The organism is Alishewanella jeotgali KCTC 22429 (genome assembly GCF_000245735.1).
GTDB classification, from domain to species: Bacteria; Pseudomonadota; Gammaproteobacteria; order Enterobacterales; family Alteromonadaceae; genus Alishewanella; species Alishewanella jeotgali.
Genome location: NZ_AHTH01000004.1, coordinates 58,051 through 78,023 on the forward strand (window position 1 = coordinate 58,051; position 19,973 = coordinate 78,023).

12 protein-coding genes are annotated in these 19,973 nt (G+C 54.0%); 2 read left to right on the forward strand and 10 right to left on the reverse strand.

Annotated features, from left to right (window positions below; all coding sequences use genetic code 11):
- Positions 1-36 precede the first annotated feature (36 nt).
- From AJE_RS01325 to AJE_RS01355, 7 genes are all read right to left on the reverse strand, one after another.
- Positions 37-1,878: a protein kinase domain-containing protein gene (locus tag AJE_RS01325; RefSeq protein ID WP_008949314.1), complete on the reverse strand. Its 1,842-nt coding sequence runs from the start codon at positions 1,876-1,878 to the stop codon at positions 37-39.
- A gap of 34 nt (positions 1,879-1,912) precedes the next feature.
- A complete protein-coding gene (locus AJE_RS01330; RefSeq protein WP_237709276.1) occupies positions 1,913-2,497 on the reverse strand; it encodes a DUF4919 domain-containing protein in 585 nt (194 codons plus the stop codon).
- A 152-nt stretch (positions 2,498-2,649) separates the two neighbouring features.
- Positions 2,650-4,719, reverse strand: a complete 2,070-nt coding sequence (gene recD, locus AJE_RS01335; RefSeq protein WP_008949316.1) for an exodeoxyribonuclease V subunit alpha — start codon at positions 4,717-4,719, stop codon at positions 2,650-2,652.
- The gene (recB, locus tag AJE_RS01340) at positions 4,709-8,512 is read right to left on the reverse strand and encodes an exodeoxyribonuclease V subunit beta (RefSeq protein ID WP_008949317.1); all 3,804 of its coding nucleotides are present in this window, start codon (positions 8,510-8,512) and stop codon (positions 4,709-4,711) included. The genes recD and recB overlap by 11 nt, the downstream gene beginning before the upstream one ends.
- Positions 8,513-8,558: 46 nt before the next feature.
- The gene (gene recC, locus AJE_RS01345) at positions 8,559-12,194 is read right to left on the reverse strand and encodes an exodeoxyribonuclease V subunit gamma (RefSeq protein WP_008949318.1); all 3,636 of its coding nucleotides are present in this window, start codon (positions 12,192-12,194) and stop codon (positions 8,559-8,561) included.
- A 148-nt stretch (positions 12,195-12,342) separates the two neighbouring features.
- On the reverse strand, positions 12,343-12,882 hold the full coding sequence (locus tag AJE_RS01350; protein ID WP_008949319.1) for a hypothetical protein: 540 nt from the start codon (positions 12,880-12,882) through the stop codon (positions 12,343-12,345).
- A gap of 54 nt (positions 12,883-12,936) precedes the next feature.
- Positions 12,937-14,694, reverse strand: coding sequence for an ABC transporter transmembrane domain-containing protein (locus AJE_RS01355; protein WP_008949320.1), 1,758 nt, complete (start codon positions 14,692-14,694; stop codon positions 12,937-12,939).
- A gap of 171 nt (positions 14,695-14,865) precedes the next feature.
- On the opposite strand from AJE_RS01355, the gene AJE_RS01360 reads away from it, so the two are divergent.
- Positions 14,866-15,153 (forward strand): hypothetical protein, encoded by a 288-nt coding sequence (locus tag AJE_RS01360; RefSeq protein WP_008949321.1) that lies wholly within the window; start codon positions 14,866-14,868, stop codon positions 15,151-15,153.
- A gap of 156 nt (positions 15,154-15,309) precedes the next feature.
- Positions 15,310-17,496, forward strand: coding sequence for a catalase/peroxidase HPI (gene katG, locus AJE_RS01365; RefSeq protein ID WP_008949322.1), 2,187 nt, complete (start codon positions 15,310-15,312; stop codon positions 17,494-17,496).
- Between the two features lie 60 nt (positions 17,497-17,556).
- On the opposite strand, the gene AJE_RS01370 is transcribed toward katG, so the two are convergent.
- The 3 genes from AJE_RS01370 to AJE_RS01380 all read right to left on the reverse strand — a co-directional run bounded on the left by AJE_RS01370 (position 17,557) and on the right by AJE_RS01380 (position 19,921).
- Positions 17,557-18,354, reverse strand: coding sequence for a hypothetical protein (locus AJE_RS01370; RefSeq protein ID WP_008949323.1), 798 nt, complete (start codon positions 18,352-18,354; stop codon positions 17,557-17,559).
- 117 nt (positions 18,355-18,471) lie between these two features.
- Complete coding sequence (locus AJE_RS01375; protein WP_008949324.1) at positions 18,472-19,086, reverse strand: methylamine utilization protein; 615 nt, start codon at positions 19,084-19,086, stop codon at positions 18,472-18,474.
- Positions 19,076-19,921 carry a DUF4394 domain-containing protein gene (locus AJE_RS01380; RefSeq protein ID WP_008949325.1) on the reverse strand — a complete coding sequence of 282 codons (846 nt, stop codon included), beginning with the start codon at positions 19,919-19,921 and terminating at the stop codon, positions 19,076-19,078. The genes AJE_RS01375 and AJE_RS01380 overlap by 11 nt, the downstream gene beginning before the upstream one ends.
- Between the last annotated feature and the right edge of the window lie 52 nt (positions 19,922-19,973).

The following is a 19,973-nucleotide window of genomic DNA, read 5'->3' on the forward strand; positions in this document are numbered from 1 at the left end:
AGTCAGTACACTAAACAGCGTTAATTGCTGCTTATTTCAGCAAGGGCCGCTCGCGGCGTTAAACTGTAATGGATTGGCGGGATACAACAGCTGTGGTGCCTGACTCTGATGACTGAACTTGCGGGTGTCTTTATATGGCAGCTTCATAAAGCCCCCAACTCCGTCACCACTGATTAAACCGACCTTACTGAGAATACTCTGCAGTAGCCGGTTAAATTCTGGTTCAGCCGCCGGATCCAGCAGGCGGTAGTAGCTGTGGATTTTCATATATAAGGGCGTGACCTCAAAGATAATACAACCGGTATGCCGGATCAGGTTAAGCCGCGCGATATCGTCCATAATGGCATCGGGTAATACCAGTTGCTCATCCGGATCCTTGCCATCTTCAAAATAAGAGTGCTGCTTACTGGCCTCTTCTGCACTGAGTACCGGCGCCAGCTGATACGGAATTCGACTCTCTGCTGGCGCCACAAAGGGCTCAGCTTCCGATGCGCGGCTAATATGAATAGTATTGCGGGCATTAAATAAACAGGCTTTAAAGATCCCGACCTTGCCAATAGCGCGGGCCAGCGTCACCACGTTATTGACCGCCAGCGCGAAGGCCTGACTCAGGCTCTGATCATATAAATTCAGACTGCTGTCGATATAGATGCCGCCGGCCTGCCAGTGGATGGCTAAACCGCCCACAACCGGATAGCGCCCGAGCCGGCTGACGGCAGCGATAAAGGCTTTTTCGGTTTCGCCCATCCCTTCCAGATAGTTTTTGTAATAGCGTTCCAGCTGCACATCATCGATGTAGGCGATATCCAGCTCTTCGTTATGCTCGCGTAAAAAGGATTTGCGCGACGAGTACACCACGGTATCCAGCTCACGCCGCTGTGGGCTCACCCAAACCGGCAATACGGGGCTGTCATCAAACAGCGGCAGTTCCGGTAATACCAACTGCTTTAGACGCGGCATCTGCTTAATAAAATAATCACCGGCCTGCTGGCGTAATGTCAGATCATCGGCCAGCATACTATCAAGCATGGTGGCAAACTCCAGCGGCAAACCCAGACTACGTGCCGGAATAGCTTTGCGGCCGAAACGGCAGGCCTGCCCCGAGGCCAGCGCATAGAGGGTACTGGCGACGCCCTGCTCGTCAAAGCGTGGGCTGGATAACTGCCCGCTGCGCTGTTCCGGGCCAATAAAGTAGACATCGCCCATCCGGGCATTGGAGTGTTGCAGATCGGCTGACATCAGCTGCATCACATTATTCGACAGATAATGCCCCTCGTGATCCAACTGAGCAAACACCGAGGAGCCCCAGTCAATCAGGCTCAGGTGGCCGCTTTGCTCCTCAAACACCAGATTGGACGGCTTAATATCGCCATGGACTATCGGCGCCGGCGCGCCGTCTTTTTCGATACTACGTAAATATTGCAACAACTCAGCCAGTTGCGCCGCCAAATCCACCAGCAAACGCACCGGCAGGCGGCCATGCTGCAGGCTGTATTGCTCTAAATCAATACCCGGCGCCCGATCCATCATCAGAATGCCCTGCTTGCGCACTACCTGATAAGTGATATAACGCGGCACCGCCGGATGTTGTACCTGCGACAACATATAGGCTTCATCGGCAAGCCGTTCCTGAATATGCTGCGGCAGATTAATCCGCGAGAACTTAAACACATAGCATTCGTCGTTAATGCCAAAGCCGGCAAAGGCAAAACCGTAAGCACCTTTACCGAGCAAATGGATATCCCGGTATCCCAGTTGTTGTAACTTGCTGATACAGAGCGCCACCCAATCTTTCAGCTTTTTCGCGTCATTGGCGTTCAGCAGATAGATCGACTGTTCTTCCGGGATATAGAAATTGCGCAGATTACGTTCTTGCATCAGGGCCATTACTCAGCAATTTGACTCAGCGATTTTATTCAACGATACCACGCGCCATCTGGGCACTGATATTAAAATACCAGTTAAACTCATGCTCATCGCGTGGATTAACGATAGTCATCAAATCAAAGGGTTGCTCCTGATGCCACACCAGCGCCTGAGCCTTAGCATTAAAACCATGCAGATTGATAAAGGTATAGAGCTCAGTGGTGCTGGTACAGAAAAATGCGGTTTCCGGCGTTTTACCATCACCACTTTGCCAGATTGCGGCCATCAGACCGTCTAACACTTCCTGATGATACTCGCCCTGCTCGGTATTGCCCGACTCAAACTGACAGACCATAGCACCATAATGGCCGTTTAAGCTGATAAACTGCTCCGCTAATAGTTTGGTAGTATGACTCAAACACTGCTGCCAGTCTTTTTTGGCGATGGCTTCAAACATCAGACTGGACAGTGCCCGCTCCACCATACTGTATGGCCGGTAAGCTGAGGTTTTGGTATAGGCCTGCCGCAAACTGGCCAGTCGCCTTGGCTCTGGTGCTTGCTGCACCTCTGAGAGCAACAGCTGATAGTGCTGGTCCGCCGCGTCTTGTTGCGCTCTCTGCGTAGCAGACATTAGGGGTGCAGCAGTCATTGGGGGCGCAGCAGACATCGCAGCTGCCGCACCCTGCTTTGATTGAAGCGGTTGGGCACAGCCGCTCAGTAATATCATTAAGGCTGTTAAAATACCGATCCGAAACACCATAGTAGTATCCTTTGCTAATGGTTTTATTCATCTAAGGGCAAGCGCCCGGCCCGCACGGTGCGTCTTTGCACCGCCTGTTTCAGCACCTGATAGTCTGGCACCACCAGAGTCAGTTGCTTTGCCGCCCGGGTAATACCGGTATACAACAGCTCGCGGCAGAGTACCGGGTTATCCCGCTCCGGCAACACCAGCACGGTATGACTGAACTCTGAGCCCTGCGACTTATGCACTGTCATCGCAAAGACGGTTTCAACAGCACCCAGGCGGCTAGGTAAGATCCACCTTAACTGGTTATCAGCATCAATAAAGACCACACGTTTTTGCTGATCCTGCGGTGAAATCAGGACAATGCCGATGTCACCATTACGCAAATTCAGATTATAGTCATTACTGCTAACCATTACCGGCCGCCCCTCATACCAGCTATCCTGCTGCAAACTGCGACTGGCCGGCAGTTGCGGCAAGGCCTGTTGTACCAGCTGATTTAAACCGACAACGCCAAAGGGACCTTCACGCACGGCCGTTAATAACTGAAATTGCTGATAGCTGTTAAGCACCGCCCGCGCCCACTGCTCAATAGCGCCCGCCTCGGCACCCGCGTCAGGTTTGGCCGCTAGCTGCTGCCAGTAGGCGGCAAAGCCACGACGGCACAAGGCTGCTAACTGTTGCAGCGGATCTTGCTCCGGCTCCCCGGCTAATAACTGCAGATCCTGATAGCCCGCCTGACCTGATAACAAATAATCGACCTGCGCCTGCTCACCCTGATTGACTGCGCGGGCCAGGGCGCCAATACCACTGTGTTGATCAAAACGCCGGCTAACCCGCAACATCACCACCTGTTGTAGCCGCTGCCGCGGCGTGCTGGTTGCCAACTGCGCTGGTATGGGTGCGGCGCTGAATTGCTGCAGATAAGCCATAGTTTCTGCACTATAGCCACCCTGCTCGGCATCCTGACAAAGCTGTCCTAAAATAGCGCCGGCTTCTACTGAGGCCAGCTGATCCTTATCACCTAACAAAATCAGGCGGCCATCCGCCGGCAGTGCCGCTAGCAGCGCCTGCATCAGCTCAATATCAATCATACTGGCTTCATCGACAATCAACACATCAAGCGCCAGCGGTTTACTGCGCTGATGCTTAAATTGCCGGCTGCCGGCTTGTACCCCCAACAGTTTATGCAGGGTCGCGCTGTCGGCGCGGATCGCGGCAACCGCGCTCTGCCAGTCCTCTGCCAGCGCTTGTAAGCTTTGCATCGCCTGGGTAATCGCCTCTTTCATCCGCGCCGCGGCTTTACCGGTGGGTGCTGCCAGCTTGATAGTCAGTGGCGTGGCCGACAAACGCTGTAACAGCGCCAGTAAGCGCACCAGGGTATAGGTTTTACCGGTGCCCGGCCCACCGGTGATCACACTAAAACGGCTACGCAAGCTATTGGCACAGGCCAGCTTTTGCCAATTGATCTGAGCGAAGGCATCGCCAGCGCTGGCGGCTAACGACTCAGCGCCAAACAGCTGATCCAGATAACGTTTTAGCTGCGCTGGCTCAGCCAGCAGCGTTACCGCTTGCATTAAAGCGCGCAAGTCGGCGGCGATCTGTTGCTCTGCTGACCAATAGCGGGCGAAATAGAGTATCTGTTGATCTAATACCAGCGGCCGTCCCGGCGCTGCGCTGGCAATCGACTCAGCGTTGGCCGGTGTTACGGTAAGCACCGTATCACACTGTGCCAGGCTGGCCTCCAGCTCTTCCAGACTATATGACGCCAGCAGCAGCGCCGGATCCGGTAACAGACTGCCATCCTGCTGGCTTAACGCCTCAGGGGTTAACTGCGCACTCTGGTAATTGAGTAGCTGTGGCGCATCGGCCAGTAAATCCGCCAGTGGCAAACAGACATGGCCGCGGCCAACCTGCCGTGACAGTAAGGCAGCAAGCAACAAACTCAACGGTTGTACTGTGGGTGCGTTCTGCGCCAGAAAGCGGGCAAAGGCCAGGTCAAGCTGACTTAACAGCTGCTGGCGCTGATAGGCGGCCAGTAGCGCCAGCATCGCCTGACGATCCTGCAGCCGTTGTAATACCTCAGGTAGCATTGTACTAATCAGCATCGGCGACCTCCACAGCAGACTGTGGCTCTTGTTGCATAAAGTATTGCTCTAAACTTAGGATCAACGACTCCGGTACCCGATCGATAAAGGCGCCCCGGCTGCTGGCTTGCTGGCCACGCAAAAACAGATATACCACGCCGCCGATATGCTGCTGATAGCTGTAAGCGCCTTTTAAGCGGGCTTTTAAAAGCTTATGCAGGGCCAGGCTATAAAGCACATATTGCAGCTCATAGCGGCTTTGTAAGATTTTCTGTTGCATCGCTGCCGGGTGATAAGCCGCATCATCCGGCCCCAGATAGTTTGATTTGTAATCCAGCACGTAGTACTTACCCTGATGTTCAAACAGCAAGTCGATAAAGCCTTTTAACATGCCATTTAAGTAGTTGCGGCTAAGCTCAGGTCTGGCGGCACCGCCCAGCACAGCGGCACTAACCCACTTATCCAGTTGCCGGGTACTGACCCCCTGCACGGCGAACCAGAACTCAGGCTCAGCCCGATAGCTACGCAAGGCATTAAGTGCTACCTGCCCCCCCCCCGGTAACGGAAAACTCAGCTGCAGATAGCCATGTAACCAACGACTTAATAACTCTGCGCGCTGCGCCCAGCTGCCGTGGCGGCAGCGCCGGGCAACCAGGCTTTGACACAGCTCAGGATCTGCAGCCACGGCGGCGAAGCCGTGCTCGGCTGCATCCTGCAACAAGTTATGCAGCAAGGTTCCTGGCCCGGCGCCGCGTGGAAAGTCATGCAAACTGACTAAGTCTGGCGTTGCTGGCAAGTACTGCGCTACAGCGGCAAACTGCGCTGTACTGTCTGCTGCCAGGGTTGCCGGGGAGGCATTCGGCATGACTTCTGCAAGCAGCGCACTGGCCTGTTCTTCCAACAGGTTATGTTCCAGCGCGGTATCGCCCTGACTGGCAGCACCATAGGTTAACGCCGAATAACTTGCGATCCACCAGGGCACAAATGGCTGCGCGGTATTGCGTTGCCGCGCGGCAAACTGTGAGGCTGAGCCACTAAGCACCGGCGGCAAATGCTGCGGTGTGCTAAAAGCAGGCAAGGCAACCACCTGAATGTCTTTGCCATTAGCAGGCCACAGCGCCTCGGCTTGCTGTAGCAGCTGCAGCGGCTCTGTCGCCTGATCACAGCCCAGCAGATAGGCCAGCGCTGAGCGCTGCCAATCACCTACCGGACTTAAACTAAGCCAGGTCGCATATTTGGCCCGGGTCACCGCCACATAGAGCTTGCGGATATCTTCGCCCAGCCGCTCCTGATCGGCGGTTGCCAGTTCAAGCTTACCGGGCGTCAGGCTTTGCACCAGTTCACCGGCTTCATTATGAAAGCTTACCAGCCGGTCATCATGACTTACCGGACGGCACAGGCTGATAAAGGGCAAGAATACCAGTGGATACTCCAGCCCTTTCGATTTATGGATGGTGACAATTTGGATCAGCTCAGCATCACTTTCCAGCCGCACTATCTGATCATCGGCAGGCTGGGCAATGGCTTCCTGCTGGTACAGATGCTGATAGAGATAGCGCAGCAAAGCATGCACACCATCCAGTTTGACACTGGCCTGCTGCAACAGCTCGGCCAGGTGCAGTAAATCGGTCAGATAGCGCTCGCCACCGGCGTTCACTAACACCCGCTCTGCCACCTGAAACTGCTGCACTAACTGGCGGATCAGCGCCAATACGCCGCGCTGCTGCCAGCAGTGGCTAAACTGATAAAACCATTCCTGATACTGCTGCCAAAGCCTATCGTCATGCCTTAGCGCATCCAACTGCGCCAGCGGCAAGGCCACCAGTGGCGTATAGAGCGCGTTTAGCAGCGCCTGCTGATTGGCCGGCTCGGCACAGGCCTGCAACAGCAAATACAGATCGCTGGCCACTTCACTGTCGAACACGGAATTACGATCCGATAAATACACGCTGGCCATGCCGCGCTCACGCAGCTGCTGCTGGATCAAATGCCCTTCCTGATGGGTACTGACCAAAATCGCAATATCTTTGCTTTGCAGCGGTTGTAAGGTCGGCGCTGTCGCAGCCTCCTGCTGCAGCATAAAACCCGTGCGCCCGACGGCCGCACTGCCCAGCAAAGCGCCAATATAGTCAGCAACCCGGCCCGCCAACTGCTCCCGGTACAGGGTTTTACTCAGTGCTTTGCTATCGTCTGCACCCTCGTCGAAACTGCCGACGCTGGCGGTCCACAGGGTTAAGGCAGCCGCGGCCGCTTGACCGTCAATCACCAGTTCAGCTTTAACGCCCCTGGCGTTAACTTCAGTAAAGGGCAACGGGTTGCCGCTGCTGTCAGCGAATAAAAATGCCTGCCTGGCGGCGCTTTGCTCCGCCGGACGAAACAACGCATTAACGGCCGCCACCATCTGCTTACTGGAGCGGAAATTGGTGGTCAGCGTATAGTGGCGCCCTACGGTATCGCGGCGGGCTTGCAGATAGGTGAAAATATCGCCGCCACGAAAGGCATAAATCGCCTGCTTCGGATCGCCAATCAAATAGACTGCCTGTGCCGCTGCATTGCTGGCCAGCTGGTATACCACATTGAAAATGGCGTACTGCGCCGGATCGGTATCCTGAAACTCGTCAATCATCGCCACCGGGTACTGCTGGCGTAAAATAGCGGCCAGTGCCGGCCCGGCATCACCCTCCAATGCACGCCGGCATTGCTGGATAATGTCATCAAAGCCCATTTTGGCTTGCTGCTGCAGTTGTTGCTCCAGCCGGGCCTTACACCAAGTTACCGCCTTTGGTAACAGTAATGGCCGCAGCGCCGGCCCCTCGGAGAGTAGCGCAACCAGATCCAGCAAGGCCGCCGGCCAATCCGCTGCCAGCGGCTCACCCTGATAATGCTGGTAAAACTGCTTGCCATAATTATCGACAAAAGAGGTTTTTAGTTCAGGTAACTGCGTTACGGCCTCAGCAACAGGTAAGGCCGTCCAATCCAGCAAGGGCGCAAAATCCTGACGGGCTTTTTTCAGATTATAGGTTCTGGGTTTACTAAAGCTGCCGGCCGCTTCGGCCGCGGCAATCCAATCCAGCCAGGCCGGTAACGCCTGTTGCCAGTAGTAAAAGGCGCTACTTAGCCGCTGCTGATAAGCTTGCTCAGCCGCCAACAGCAGCTCAGCTAATTGTACCGGCTCAGAACTGGCACTGGCCTGTGCCCATAGTGGCCTTAGATCATCGAGTAAGGCTTCCGGTGTACGGTATAAAGCCTGGATCTGCTGCAGCTGTGCTTCAGGTAGCGGATAGCAGCAGCTGCGCCAAAAGTCTCTTACCGCCTCTAATTGCAGGGCGCTAAGATCGGTCAGCAACTCCTGTTGAAACAAACTGCCGCTATTAAACGCATGCTCGCGCAGCACCTGCTGGCACCAGCTATGGATGGTTTTTACACTGGCTTCATCCATGGCTTCGCTGGCCATTTGCAGCGCATAGGCACATTCCGGCCAATGCTGCGGGGCAAAATCGACTTTTAGTGCCTGCAACACCGCATCGGCGCTGGCCGAAGCGTCACGAAATACCGCCGCCGCCTCCACTAAACGCTGACGGATCCGATCCTTTAGCTCGGCCGTTGCCGCCTTGGTAAAGGTCACCACCAGAATATCAGCCGGCAATAGCGGTGTGCTGCGACTGGCCGCCGCTGTCAGCCTCGGCAGATGCGCCAGAATAAAACGTAAATACAGCGCTGCTATGGTATAGGTTTTACCGGTACCAGCACTGGCTTCAATCAATACACTGCCGTGCAGCGGCAATTGCAGCGGGCTGGTTAATTCTTGGCTCATGGCTGCTCCTGGCTCGTGATTGCTAATGACTCATGCTGCGCCTGAATCATGGCTGCGCCTCCGCTGTTATATCCCCGGAATTCATATCTAAAGCACCTAGCGATGCCACCAGGGCACTAAGCGGTTGTGCTGTTGCTGCCTGCAGCTGTTGGAAGAACGGCCGGTAATACGCCACCCTATCGCTAAAGCCGGCATCCAACAGTTGCTGTGCCTGCGCGTAATAGCGCGCCAGATAAGGCGTATCGGCCCGCACCCCCTCCTGATACGCGTTACCGTGATAACGGCCGGCAAGTTTCGACAGACTGTACTCTTCCTGCTTCTGCTCGGCTTTATACCAATCAGCCGCCAGCTCTAATGCCAGCGGTAATGGCTGACACAGCGCCTGTTGTAACCAAGCCGCAAGTTGCTCTAGCTCTGCCCTGGCTTGCGACGCGATTAGCGGTGCCAGGGTCAGAAAACCATCGGCGCCCAGGATCACCGTGCTGGGTGCCTGCTTCAGCACTGTGCAGGCGACCAGATGTTTCAGATACCCCGTAACCAGATTACGCCACTGATAACTGACACTGCGCGGTTTGACTTCGACCACCTTGCTGGCGGTCAGCTCCAGTTGCAGAATTGCCTCTGGCGTGGCATAGAGTGTATTGAGCTCCGCCTCCAGCAAGACGTCACCCAGTTGCAGCTGATAAGTCTTGGCCGCCAGCGGCGTACTTTGCTGCACCAGCGCAGAGCGTGCCTGATATAACGCCAACACGGTTTGCTCGGTGCGGGCCAGATCCGGCCCGGCTGCTGCACCATAGGGTAAGTCACCGGCTTGCTTCAGACGTTGTTGCTGCTGACGCAGCAGTGCTAAAGCTTGTTCATCATTTTGCGGCTGCTCTGCCAGCAATGCTGTCAGTAGCTGATGTTTCACCTGCCACACCGCCAGTCCGTTCAAAGCAAAGGGCTCAACATCCGGCAAGGCCTCAGGCGTACTCTGCAGGTAAACCCCTAAGCGGCGCCGCGCCAATAACTGCGCCGGCTCTTTTAACAGCAACTGTAAATCCAATAAGCTAAAGGGCGCTTCGGCTTGAAATGGCGCCAAAGGTTCAGCCCTGCCACCGGTAACGCGTACCGCTCCACCCGACAACTCGGTTACGCGTTTCAACGGAGATTTATCACTATCCTGATGAATACTAAGCCATTCTTTGGCATAGCTAAAGTAAGGCGAGTTTGGTTCGGCAGCAAAGTATGCCGGCGCAAAAGGCTGCAGCTTATGGGCGGTGGTCAGGCGTGCAGCCAGTGTCGGGGTGCCCGCTGGCGCTGGCCAAAGTGCATTCAATTGGTCCTGTAGCTGGCCGACCAGCACCGAAGGCGGCAGTTCACTGTTATCCTGGGCACTGGCGCCAACCCAGCTGATATAGAATTGTTGTCTGGCCGATAACAAGGCTTCTAAAAACAGATAGCGGTCATCTTCACGACGCGAGCGATCACCGGGCCGGTAATGCAGACGCATAAGATCAAAATCGGTTTTCGGGCTTTGCCGCGGGTAATCGCCCTCATTCATCCCCAGCAAACAAATGCGCTGAAACGGAATGGCCCGCATTGGCATCAGCGTGGCGAAGTTCACACTTCCGGCCATAAACCGTTGTTGCAGGTTGGGCTCGTCGACACTGGCAAGCCACAGCTCCGCGACGATACTAACAGGTAAAACCGCCGTGAACTGTGCCTCCTGGGTGCTTTGCAACCAGTCATCCAGCGTATCGCGTAACCTGGTCAGCAGTAACATTTCCTGCTCATTGTCTGCTGTAAACAGTTGATCTAACAGGTTACTCAGCAGTTGATGCCAATTGGCCGGGCTGCGCTCAACCTGCAGCTGCTGCCAGCAGTGCTGTAAGGTTTCCACCAGTGCTGCCAGCGCCCCTATCGCTTGCGCTTCCAGTGCAGACACCTCAGCATAAGCGGCGATATCTTGCCAGGATGCGGCCGTGGCGCCGGCAGCATAACCATAAAGCAAGCGGTTCAGCGCAAACTGCCAGCTGTTTTGCTGCCAGCTATAACTTAACCCCAGCCCCTGACGCTGAGTGGCATCCAGACCCCAGCGTGCCCCTGCGGCAGCTGCCCACTGTTGTAGTTGACTGACCTGCTGCTCGCTCAGAACAAAACGACGCCGCAGTGCCGGGACCTGCAGTAAGTCAAACAGTTCACTGTGACTAAAGCGCTGCGTTGGCGCCTGTAGTATCAGCTCCAGCGCCTGCAATAGCGGGTTGCGCTGGCGCTGGCCCTGATCGGCCAGCGTATAAGGGATATAACGCGGATCATCCGCCGCCAGCCGGCCAAACACCGCAGTAATATAGGGTGCATAGCTGTTGATGTCAGGTACCATCACCATAATATCGCGCGGTTGTAAGCTGGGATCGGCATCAAAGGCGGCCAGCAAATGGTCATGTAACACTTCCACTTCCCGCAAAGCACTGTGACAACGCTGAAACACTATCGATTTATCGGTTAGCGGATCCGGCGCTGGCCAATGTTGCTGACTTTCCTGATTGGGCCTGAGGTGCAGAATATCGTGTTGCAGGCGGCCTAATAAATGCGTTGGCTCCGCCTCATCAAACAGATCAAACCGTAAATTGGTAAAGGCAGCCGCTTTAGCTGCCGTTTCATCAAATTCATCTAACAGTCGGATATAATCCCGCCCCTGTTTGCCCCAGGACGCCAGCAACGGCGGCGCATACTGATGCAGCTCTGACAGCAGCAGCGAGCCGGAGCTTTGGTTTTTGCTGCGAAATCTGGGCTTAGCATACTGGCGCAACAGATCGCGGCCGGCAATAATATCGGCCCAATGATACTGACAGGGGTTATGGACGCAGAGCACGATCTGACATAGTCCTTTCAGGGCATGTAGCACTTCCAGCGTTTGCCGGGGTAACGAGGAAATACCGAATACCACAATCCGCGGTGGCACGCCGTCGGGGCGCTGCTGCGCCGTCAGGCTGGCCGCAGCACTTAAAAAACGCTGATGCAGTGCCGCCCTGTTGCTGCAAATCTGCTCGGCACCGATATCCTGCACCAAAGCCTGCCATAGTTTTGCCTGCCAGCGCTGTTCGTCAGGCAAGGGGATATTCTGCCCCGACTGGGCCAGTACCAGCTCACCACGGCCCCAACTATCCAGCCAGTCCGCGCGATACACCTGATACTGGTCAAACAGATCGGCCAGCTTGTCGCTTAACTGAAATAATTTGCGCTGCTCAGGCCCGGCCAGACTGCTTTGCTGCTCGTCGGTGGCAGTTTGCAGCTGATGAGCCGCAGCGCCGGGTTGAGCCGCGGCCTTATCTACCGGCGCGATATAATGCGCCAGCGCTTTAAAGTCTGGATCCGCAGCGACCAGTGCCGGCAATAATCGGAGAATACGCCAGCGGAGCCGCTGCTTATCAAAGGGGGAGTGTTTCGGAATATCCGGGCCCAGCACACTGCGATAAAGCCGCCATACCAGACGCGCCGGCAAACTGACTTCCAGCATAGTCGCAATACCGGTCTGTCGTGCCAGCGCCTGCTTTAACCACTGCGCTATACCATTGGATTGCACCAACAGCACTTCCTGCTCCAGCGGTGGCAGTGGATAGCGATCCAGCAATTCGACAGTTAGGGCGGTCAGATCTTCGAGGCGGTGGCTATGCGCAACAATAAAACCGGGCGTCAGCATCAAGATTCCTTTTCACAGGCGACAGTTAACAGCAGGCAGACAGCATAGAAGATCCGGTTTCAGCTGTCAGACTGTAAATATATCCACTGTACCCTAAACCAGCAGCAGTGCAAGCCTGACACCGCTAACTGCCCGATATTTATCCAGATTATTTAAACTTAACCTCAAGTGGCGCCACCCGGCGATAGCTGGCGCTGTGTCCTGTTACCCATTCACCGTTTTGCAGATAACGCGCGCTCACGGTTAAGATATCGCCAGTCAGGGTACTGACTGACTCCACCATCGTAATGCCGTTGGCATTATTTTCGACTGCCTCGCGCGCGATGATCCGCTGGTTATTATCTTCAAACGTCATACTGCCGTGGGTATAAAAACCGGCCGTCGTAAAATAGTAGTAATTAATACTTTGTTTGGCTTCATCCCAATAAATAATCGACTCGCCGCCATAAACACCATCATTAATCGAATGCACCGTTTTTATCGCATTGCCGTTTAAAGCCCGTTGCCAGTGTGAGCGATCAATCATTTTTTCGGCGGCGCCGCTTTGGGTCAGATCGCCCTGCCAGTAGGTATCCAGATAGGGTCTGAAGGGTTCAAGTTTTGGATGTAATGTAGCTTGCTCAGCCTGTAGCGAGAAGCTAAACAGGCTCAATAGCAGGATCAGCAGGACTTGGTTTGCTCGCAGCATGGGGTACTCCGTTATCGTTATCATTATTGAGGATCGGATCCTAAGTAAAACCGATCAGGCCAATAACTGCAACTCGGCAAGCTCGCGATAAAGCGGACAGGTCGCTACCAGTTCGCTATGGCTGCCACTGGCCAGCAGCCGCCCCTGATCCAGCACCAGGATCCGGTCAGCATTTAATACCGTGCTCAGCCGATGGGCGATAATCAGCGTGGTTTTTTGCTGCATCAACTCCTGCAACGCCAGTTTGACCGCATGTTCACTGGCAGCATCCAGCGCACTGGTGGCTTCGTCCAGCAACAAAATTGGGCGATCCGCCAAAATGGCCCGGGCAATCGCAATACGCTGCTTCTGACCGCCAGACAGGCGCACACCCCGCTCGCCCAGTTGAGTCTGATATCCTTCTGGTAAGTCGCAGATAAACTGATCAGCCCGCGCCGCAACACAGGCGGCAATCACCTGCTCCAGACTGGCCTCTGGCCGGCCATAACGCACGTTTTCCAGCACCGAGTTGGCAAAGATCACTGCCTCCTGTGGCACCAGCGCAAATTGACGGCGCAGTTGTGCCGGCTCGAGCGCTGTGATCGGCAGTTGGTCCAGATAAATCGACCCGGCGCTGACATCATAAAAACGCTGCAGCAACTGAAAGAGGGTACTTTTACCCGCGCCACTGGGGCCAACTAACGCCACCCGCTCACCCGCCTTGACCTCAAAACTAAGCTGCTGCAGCACCGGCTGTGCCGGCGACAGCGGATAAGCAAAGCTGACGGCGTCAAAACGTAAATCGCCGCTTAGCTTTGCTGGCAGTGCAATCGGCTGCGCAGGCGCAGCGATTTGTACCGGTTCACTGGCCAGTTCCTGCAGCCGCTCTGCTGCACCTGCGGCCCGCTGCACTTCACCTATCACTTCGCTAATAGTGGCCATGCCGCCGGCGACCATCACCGCATAGAATAAAAACGCAGTCAGTTGGCCGGCGCTGATACTGCCAGTTAACACATTCTGCGCACCAATATAGCCAACTACTGTCACCGCGCCGATGCTAAGTAGCATCACCGAGGCAATAAGTAGGGCACGATAAAAGATCCGGCCCCGTGCCGCTGCCAGTACCGCATCGATTTTTTGCGCAAAATGCTGTTCATCGCGCAGTTCATGGCCATAGGATTGCACGGTATGAATTTCATGCAGGCTTTCATCAACATGAGCGCCAATATCAGCCAACCGATCCTGACTTTGCCTGGCCAGCTTGCGCACCTTTTTACCAAGGATAAAAATCGGTGCCAACACCAAGGGCACTGCTAAAAATACCAATAACGTCAGCTTAATACTGGTAAAGGCCATCATTGTCAGGCCACCGATGGCGGTAACCGCTGAGCGTAGCGCCATCGACAGGCTGGAGCCGACCACGCTTTGTAATAAGGTGGTGTCGGCAGTAAAACGCGAAATCACCTCGCCGGTACGGGTTTCACTGTAAAACGCCGGTGATAGCTTAAGTAAATGTTGAAACACCTGGTTGCGCAGATCGGCACTGACCCGCTCACCGAGCCAGCTCATAAAATAGAAGCGGAAAAATACCGCCAGAGCCCCCACCAGCGTGATAGCCAGTACCAGTAGCGTCAGTTCGTTTAAACGGCTGCTATTGCCGGCAACAAAGCCTTCGTCTACCAATAAACGTACGCCCTGCCCTAAAGCCAGCCAGGCCAGCGAGCTAAGCAGTAAAAACAGCAGCGCCGCTAACACCCGGCCGCGATAAGGATTTAAAAAACCGGCAACCCAGTGTAAAACACCTGGCTGCTGTTGTTGTGGCGAAGCACTCATCATTAATTCTGCAATTCTGCTCGGCTAAAAGCTCAGAAGTGGCGTTGTAACCGGCATTAAACAAGAGGCCAATAGAAAATTTCTGCATCCGCTAAAAATGCAGCTCAAATCTGGGCGGCGACAGCCGATATAAAAATACTGACGTTAAACCCGTTCTGATCGGAGCTAAGCATGGCCAAATTTCATCCGCAGGCAATTACCCCGGAGCAAACCTCGGAACTGCGTTACTTACATAAAGTGATGCAGGCACTGGATATTCTGGGGGAGCACCCACAGCTGCATGTGGTCGCCTACGGCCGGATCTGGCGCTATCCTGATATGCTGCAAACCGCCATGCGCTATGCCTATCTGGCGCAACTACACGGTTTTAATATTGAGCCGTTCCGGCGCTGGTATAACCGCGATGCGGAAATCTTCTCACACTATGGGATCCAGTGGTTTAATGGTCAGCAAGTTTGAAATAAACAGTTAAAATCTTGCTTTTTAATTGCTAAAAGCTATTAGGCTATTCGCTTTAAGTTATTTTTCCTTTTCCATATTGGGGTCTATAGTTATTGCAACTTATTGACGTATCACGCGTCGTACCCTTTGCAATAACCAAAACAGGAGTGACCCATGGACAAGAACACCCCCTCCACTGGTAAGTGCCCTTTCGCGCACGGTGCTAATACCAGCAGCAGCGATAACGTGATGGCCTGGTGGCCGAAAACGCTGAACCTTGACATCCTGCACCAGCACGATAGCAAGTCTAACCCGCTTGGTGCCGACTTTAACTATGCGGCCGAGTTCGCCAAGCTGGATCTGCAAGCCGTTAAAAACGATCTGAAAGCGCTGATGACGCAAAGCCAAAGCTGGTGGCCGGCAGACTGGGGCCATTATGGTGGCCTGATGATCCGCATGGCCTGGCACAGTGCAGGTAGCTATCGCATTGCTGATGGCCGTGGCGGTGCCGGCACCGGCAATCTGCGTTTTGCCCCACTTAATAGCTGGCCGGATAACGGCAATCTCGACAAGGCCCGCCGTCTGCTGTGGCCAATCAAGAGAAAATACGGTAACAAAATTTCCTGGGCCGATCTGATGATCCTGGCCGGTAATATGGCTTATGAGTCGATGGGCTTTAAAACCTTCGGTTTTGCCGGTGGCCGTGAGGACATCTGGCATCCGGAAAAAGACACCTACTGGGGTAGCGAAAAAGAATGGCTGGCCAAATCCGGTAGCGAAGGCAGCCGTTACTCTGGTGAACGCGATTTAGAAAATCCGCTGGCTGCGGTAATGATGGGTCTGATCTATGTCAACCCTGAGGGTGTGGATGGTAATCCGGATCCGCTGAAAACCGCCCACGATATGCGCGTTACCTTTGCCCGGATGGCGATGAACGATGAAGAAACGGTGGCGCTGACCGCCGGTGGTCATACTGTCGGTAAGGCGCATGGTAATGGCCGTGCCGAAAATCTGGGCCCGGCACCAGAGGGAGCTGAATTACATGAGCAGGGTTTTGGCTGGATGAACCATAAAACCCGTGGTATTGGCCGCGATACCGTTACCAGCGGTATTGAAGGTGCCTGGACCAGCGAACCGACCAAGTGGGATAACGGCTACTTTAAAATGTTGCTGGAACACGACTGGGAGCTGAAAAAGAGCCCGGCTGGTGCCTGGCAGTGGGAGCCGGTAAACATTAAAGAGCAGGACAAACCGGTTGATGTTGAAGATAGCGCCATTCGCTATAACCCCATTATGACCGACGCCGATATGGCACTGAAGATGGATCCTGAATACCGTAAAATTTCGGAGCGCTTCTACCAAGATCAGGCCTACTTTGAAGATGTATTTGCCCGGGCCTGGTTTAAACTAACCCACCGCGATCTGGGGCCGAAAAGCCGTTATTTAGGTCCCGATGCGCCAGAGGAAGACCTGATTTGGCAAGATCCGGTACCCGCTGTTGACTACACCTTGTCGGATGCAGAAATCAGCGAGCTAAAAGCGAAAATTCTGGCTAGCGGTTTAACAGTAAGTGAACTGGTCGCTACCGCCTGGGATAGCGCCCGCACCTTCCGCGGTTCAGATTATCGCGGCGGCGCGAACGGTGCCCGCATCCGGCTGGCGCCACAAAAAGATTGGGAAGCCAATGAGCCTGTAAGGTTACAAAAGGTACTGAAAGCGCTGGAGGGCATTCAAGCTGGCCTGAGTAAAAAAGTCAGCCTGGCTGATCTGATTGTACTGGGTGGCTCGGCGGCGATCGAACAGGCAGCTAAAGCGGCCGGTGTGAACATCACAGTACCTTTTGCACCGGGTCGTGGCGATGCGACTCAGGCGCAAACTGATGTTGAGTCATTCGAAGTGCTGGAGCCGCTACATGATGCCTACCGCAATTATCTGAAAAAAGATTATGTGGTACAGCCTGAGGAAATGATGCTGGATAAAACCCAGTTACTGGGTTTAACCGCCCCGGAAATGACTGCTTTAATCGGTGGCATGCGAGTTCTGGATACCAACTTTAGTGGCAGTAAGCACGGTGTCTTTACCGATAAGCCAGGGGTGCTGAGCAACGATTTCTTCGTCAATCTGACCGACATGAACTACAGCTGGCAACCAACCGGTCGCAACAGCTATAACATTGTCGAGCGCAGCAGTGGCAAAGTGAAATGGACCGCGACCCGGGTCGATCTGGTGTTTGGTTCCAATTCGATTCTGCGCGCTTATGCTGAGGTCTATGCCCAGGATGATAACAAACAAAAGTTTGTACAAGACTTTGTTAACGCCTGGGTAAAAGTGATGAATGCCGATCGTTTCGATCTGAAGTAAGTGGTCTTTACCCAAACAGGCCGGTCACCAGACCGGCCTGATTCGTTATCATCATCTCGCCTAAAACTTCGGCACCTGACCTTTTGATAGCCGTTTCTGTACCGCTTCTGCCGTTAACTGTTCAACCCATTGTTGTCGGCTGCGTTCTGTGTGCACTATCGCGCCCAGATCCATTAGTTCGCCACTAAAGCTACTGATCGGATCGCCCGGGAAAAAGTAACTCAGGTAACTACCACAGTCAGTAAATTCTTTCGGGAATAATCCCTTACCAGTATTATTGCCGGCCCGACTGCTAAAGAACTGCTCCGCACTGACATTGACTAACACACTTTCACCAAAACCCGGCGCAATATTCACCTGCGGCTCATTCTTATAATCCCGGGCTTTCAGACAGGACATCTTGCCACTCGCTTCCCATACCGGCTGATCTTTTTGATTACGATTAAATGCCGTTGGTTGACCATAACGTGCCGTAAGAGACTGCATAAATTGCGCTGACGCCGGCTGGTTGCTCAGGATCAATCCCTTGCGGGCCACGCCAATTACCCGTACCTCGCCCACCGGACCAGAGAAGAATACCTTTAACACTGCCCCCTGATTCCCCTGCAAGGCTTCTATCCGATCTAAAAATTCCGGGCTGGGCTGCAGATTAGCGCCATCGTTGAGGTCAAACACCGTAGCAACTTCTTCAATCTGTAGCTGGGAATCAAAGGTATTAATGGCTGCCTTGACTTCATCAACCGTCATACCAAGTTTTATACCGGCAATATCCAACTGCTCTGCCGGCACTGCCTGAACCACGCTGGAAAAACAGAAAAGTAGGCTAATCGCTGATGTTCTGAGGATTTTATGCTTCATACTGGCTCTCCTTGATGCATATTGCTGATAATGACTACCAACCGAAGCGACATCAAAACGCCAGCTCTAGTATAGACGCGGAAAAGACCGCCGTATTACCGGCGGCATAAAATAGGTTTAAAATACCGGTGCCAGTTTCGGCAATTGCACTGTCGTTTGCTGTGGCTGCTGGCCGATTTCTATCGCCAGCCTTGGCACATCCTGCTCGTTTAATAAGTCTTTATGCCAAACCCGCAAAGTATAACTTCCGGCCGGTACCTGCTCCAGCCTGGATAATCCCTGCTGATCACTGCGGCTGTAATAAGGCGTATCCAGCGCCACCACCCAGGCAATCATTTCATCGTGAATATTGCAGCCCAGCACAGCAACGCCACTCTGGTCAAACAGCACTGGCGCCGACGGGGTACCAACATAGAGCTTAATTTCAAACGGCTTGATGGCAGAAAACGAATACACATGATGCCGCACCGTATCTTCGTTGGGAAAATATACAGCGGTACCGCGCGGGATCACCAGCACATCCGGGATAAAGGTTTTATCCTTTTGCACAATACGGGCATCGTCGACAGGCTTTACCGCTGCACTGGCAGCAGCGGATTCTAAAAACACCACTGCCCCGGCAACCGGTTTGCCCTGCTCGTCAATTACCTGTACCTGCAACCCGGCGGCCAGGCTAACACTGCTAAATAGCAGCGCCAGCGTCAGTAGGATGGTCAGTAGTTTAAGGTTCAATGGCGATACCCGTTATCGTGGTCGGTAACTCGCCAAGTAACAGTGTTTTACCACTGGCCAGATCCACCTGATACAGGCTACTTACCGTAGCGCCTTGTTTGCTGACTGCCAACAGACCGATATTACGCAGATCGGAGATATCAAAGGCGACGTCGCTAAGTGCAGCCAAGCCCAGGCTACCCACTGTGAACAGAGTACCGGTATTGGGTGAAACAGCCGGCTCCTGGCCTTCAATACTGCCCTGAGTCACCAGCGTGCCTTGTGCCAGATCGATAGCATAATTGGTGGTGAGTTTCTCATTTTGCTGATTGTAGGTATAAGCGGCAGCGACTATCGTTGGTTGCTTATTCGCATTGACGTCGTCCGCGGCATAATGCAGCTTGGGATCGGTAAAGGCCAGCGCGCCGGTTTCCGGATGCAGGCGTAAATTTTGTCCCTGCACATTAACGACCCGGATCCGATCTGCCGCCGGGTTAAAATCAAAACCATAAGCAGCGTCAGTCAGAGTACCTGCGGGTAATGCAGTACCAACTTTAGTCAGGCTACCGTCTGTCGTATTGATCTGATAGAGCTGGCCCTGATTTGATAAACCAAACAAAACGCCGTATGCCACCCGGTAATCAATACCAATTAACTGCTCCGCTGCAGAGAGTCCCTGCAAGGCGCGCTGCTCGATAATTTGCTGTGGCGCCTTGGCCGCAACTTTAACCAACTGCTGTTCAGCCGTTAATAACCACAGCTGTTCATTGCCTTTTAGTTCTGGCATTGCCTGCAAATAAAGGGGACTTAACAATAGCGCTGCTGCAATACTACAGGTCTTGGTTGTTACCGTCATGGTTGTACCTCGCTTTAAGAACGCCAACTGGCAGTTACACTACGGTACTGAC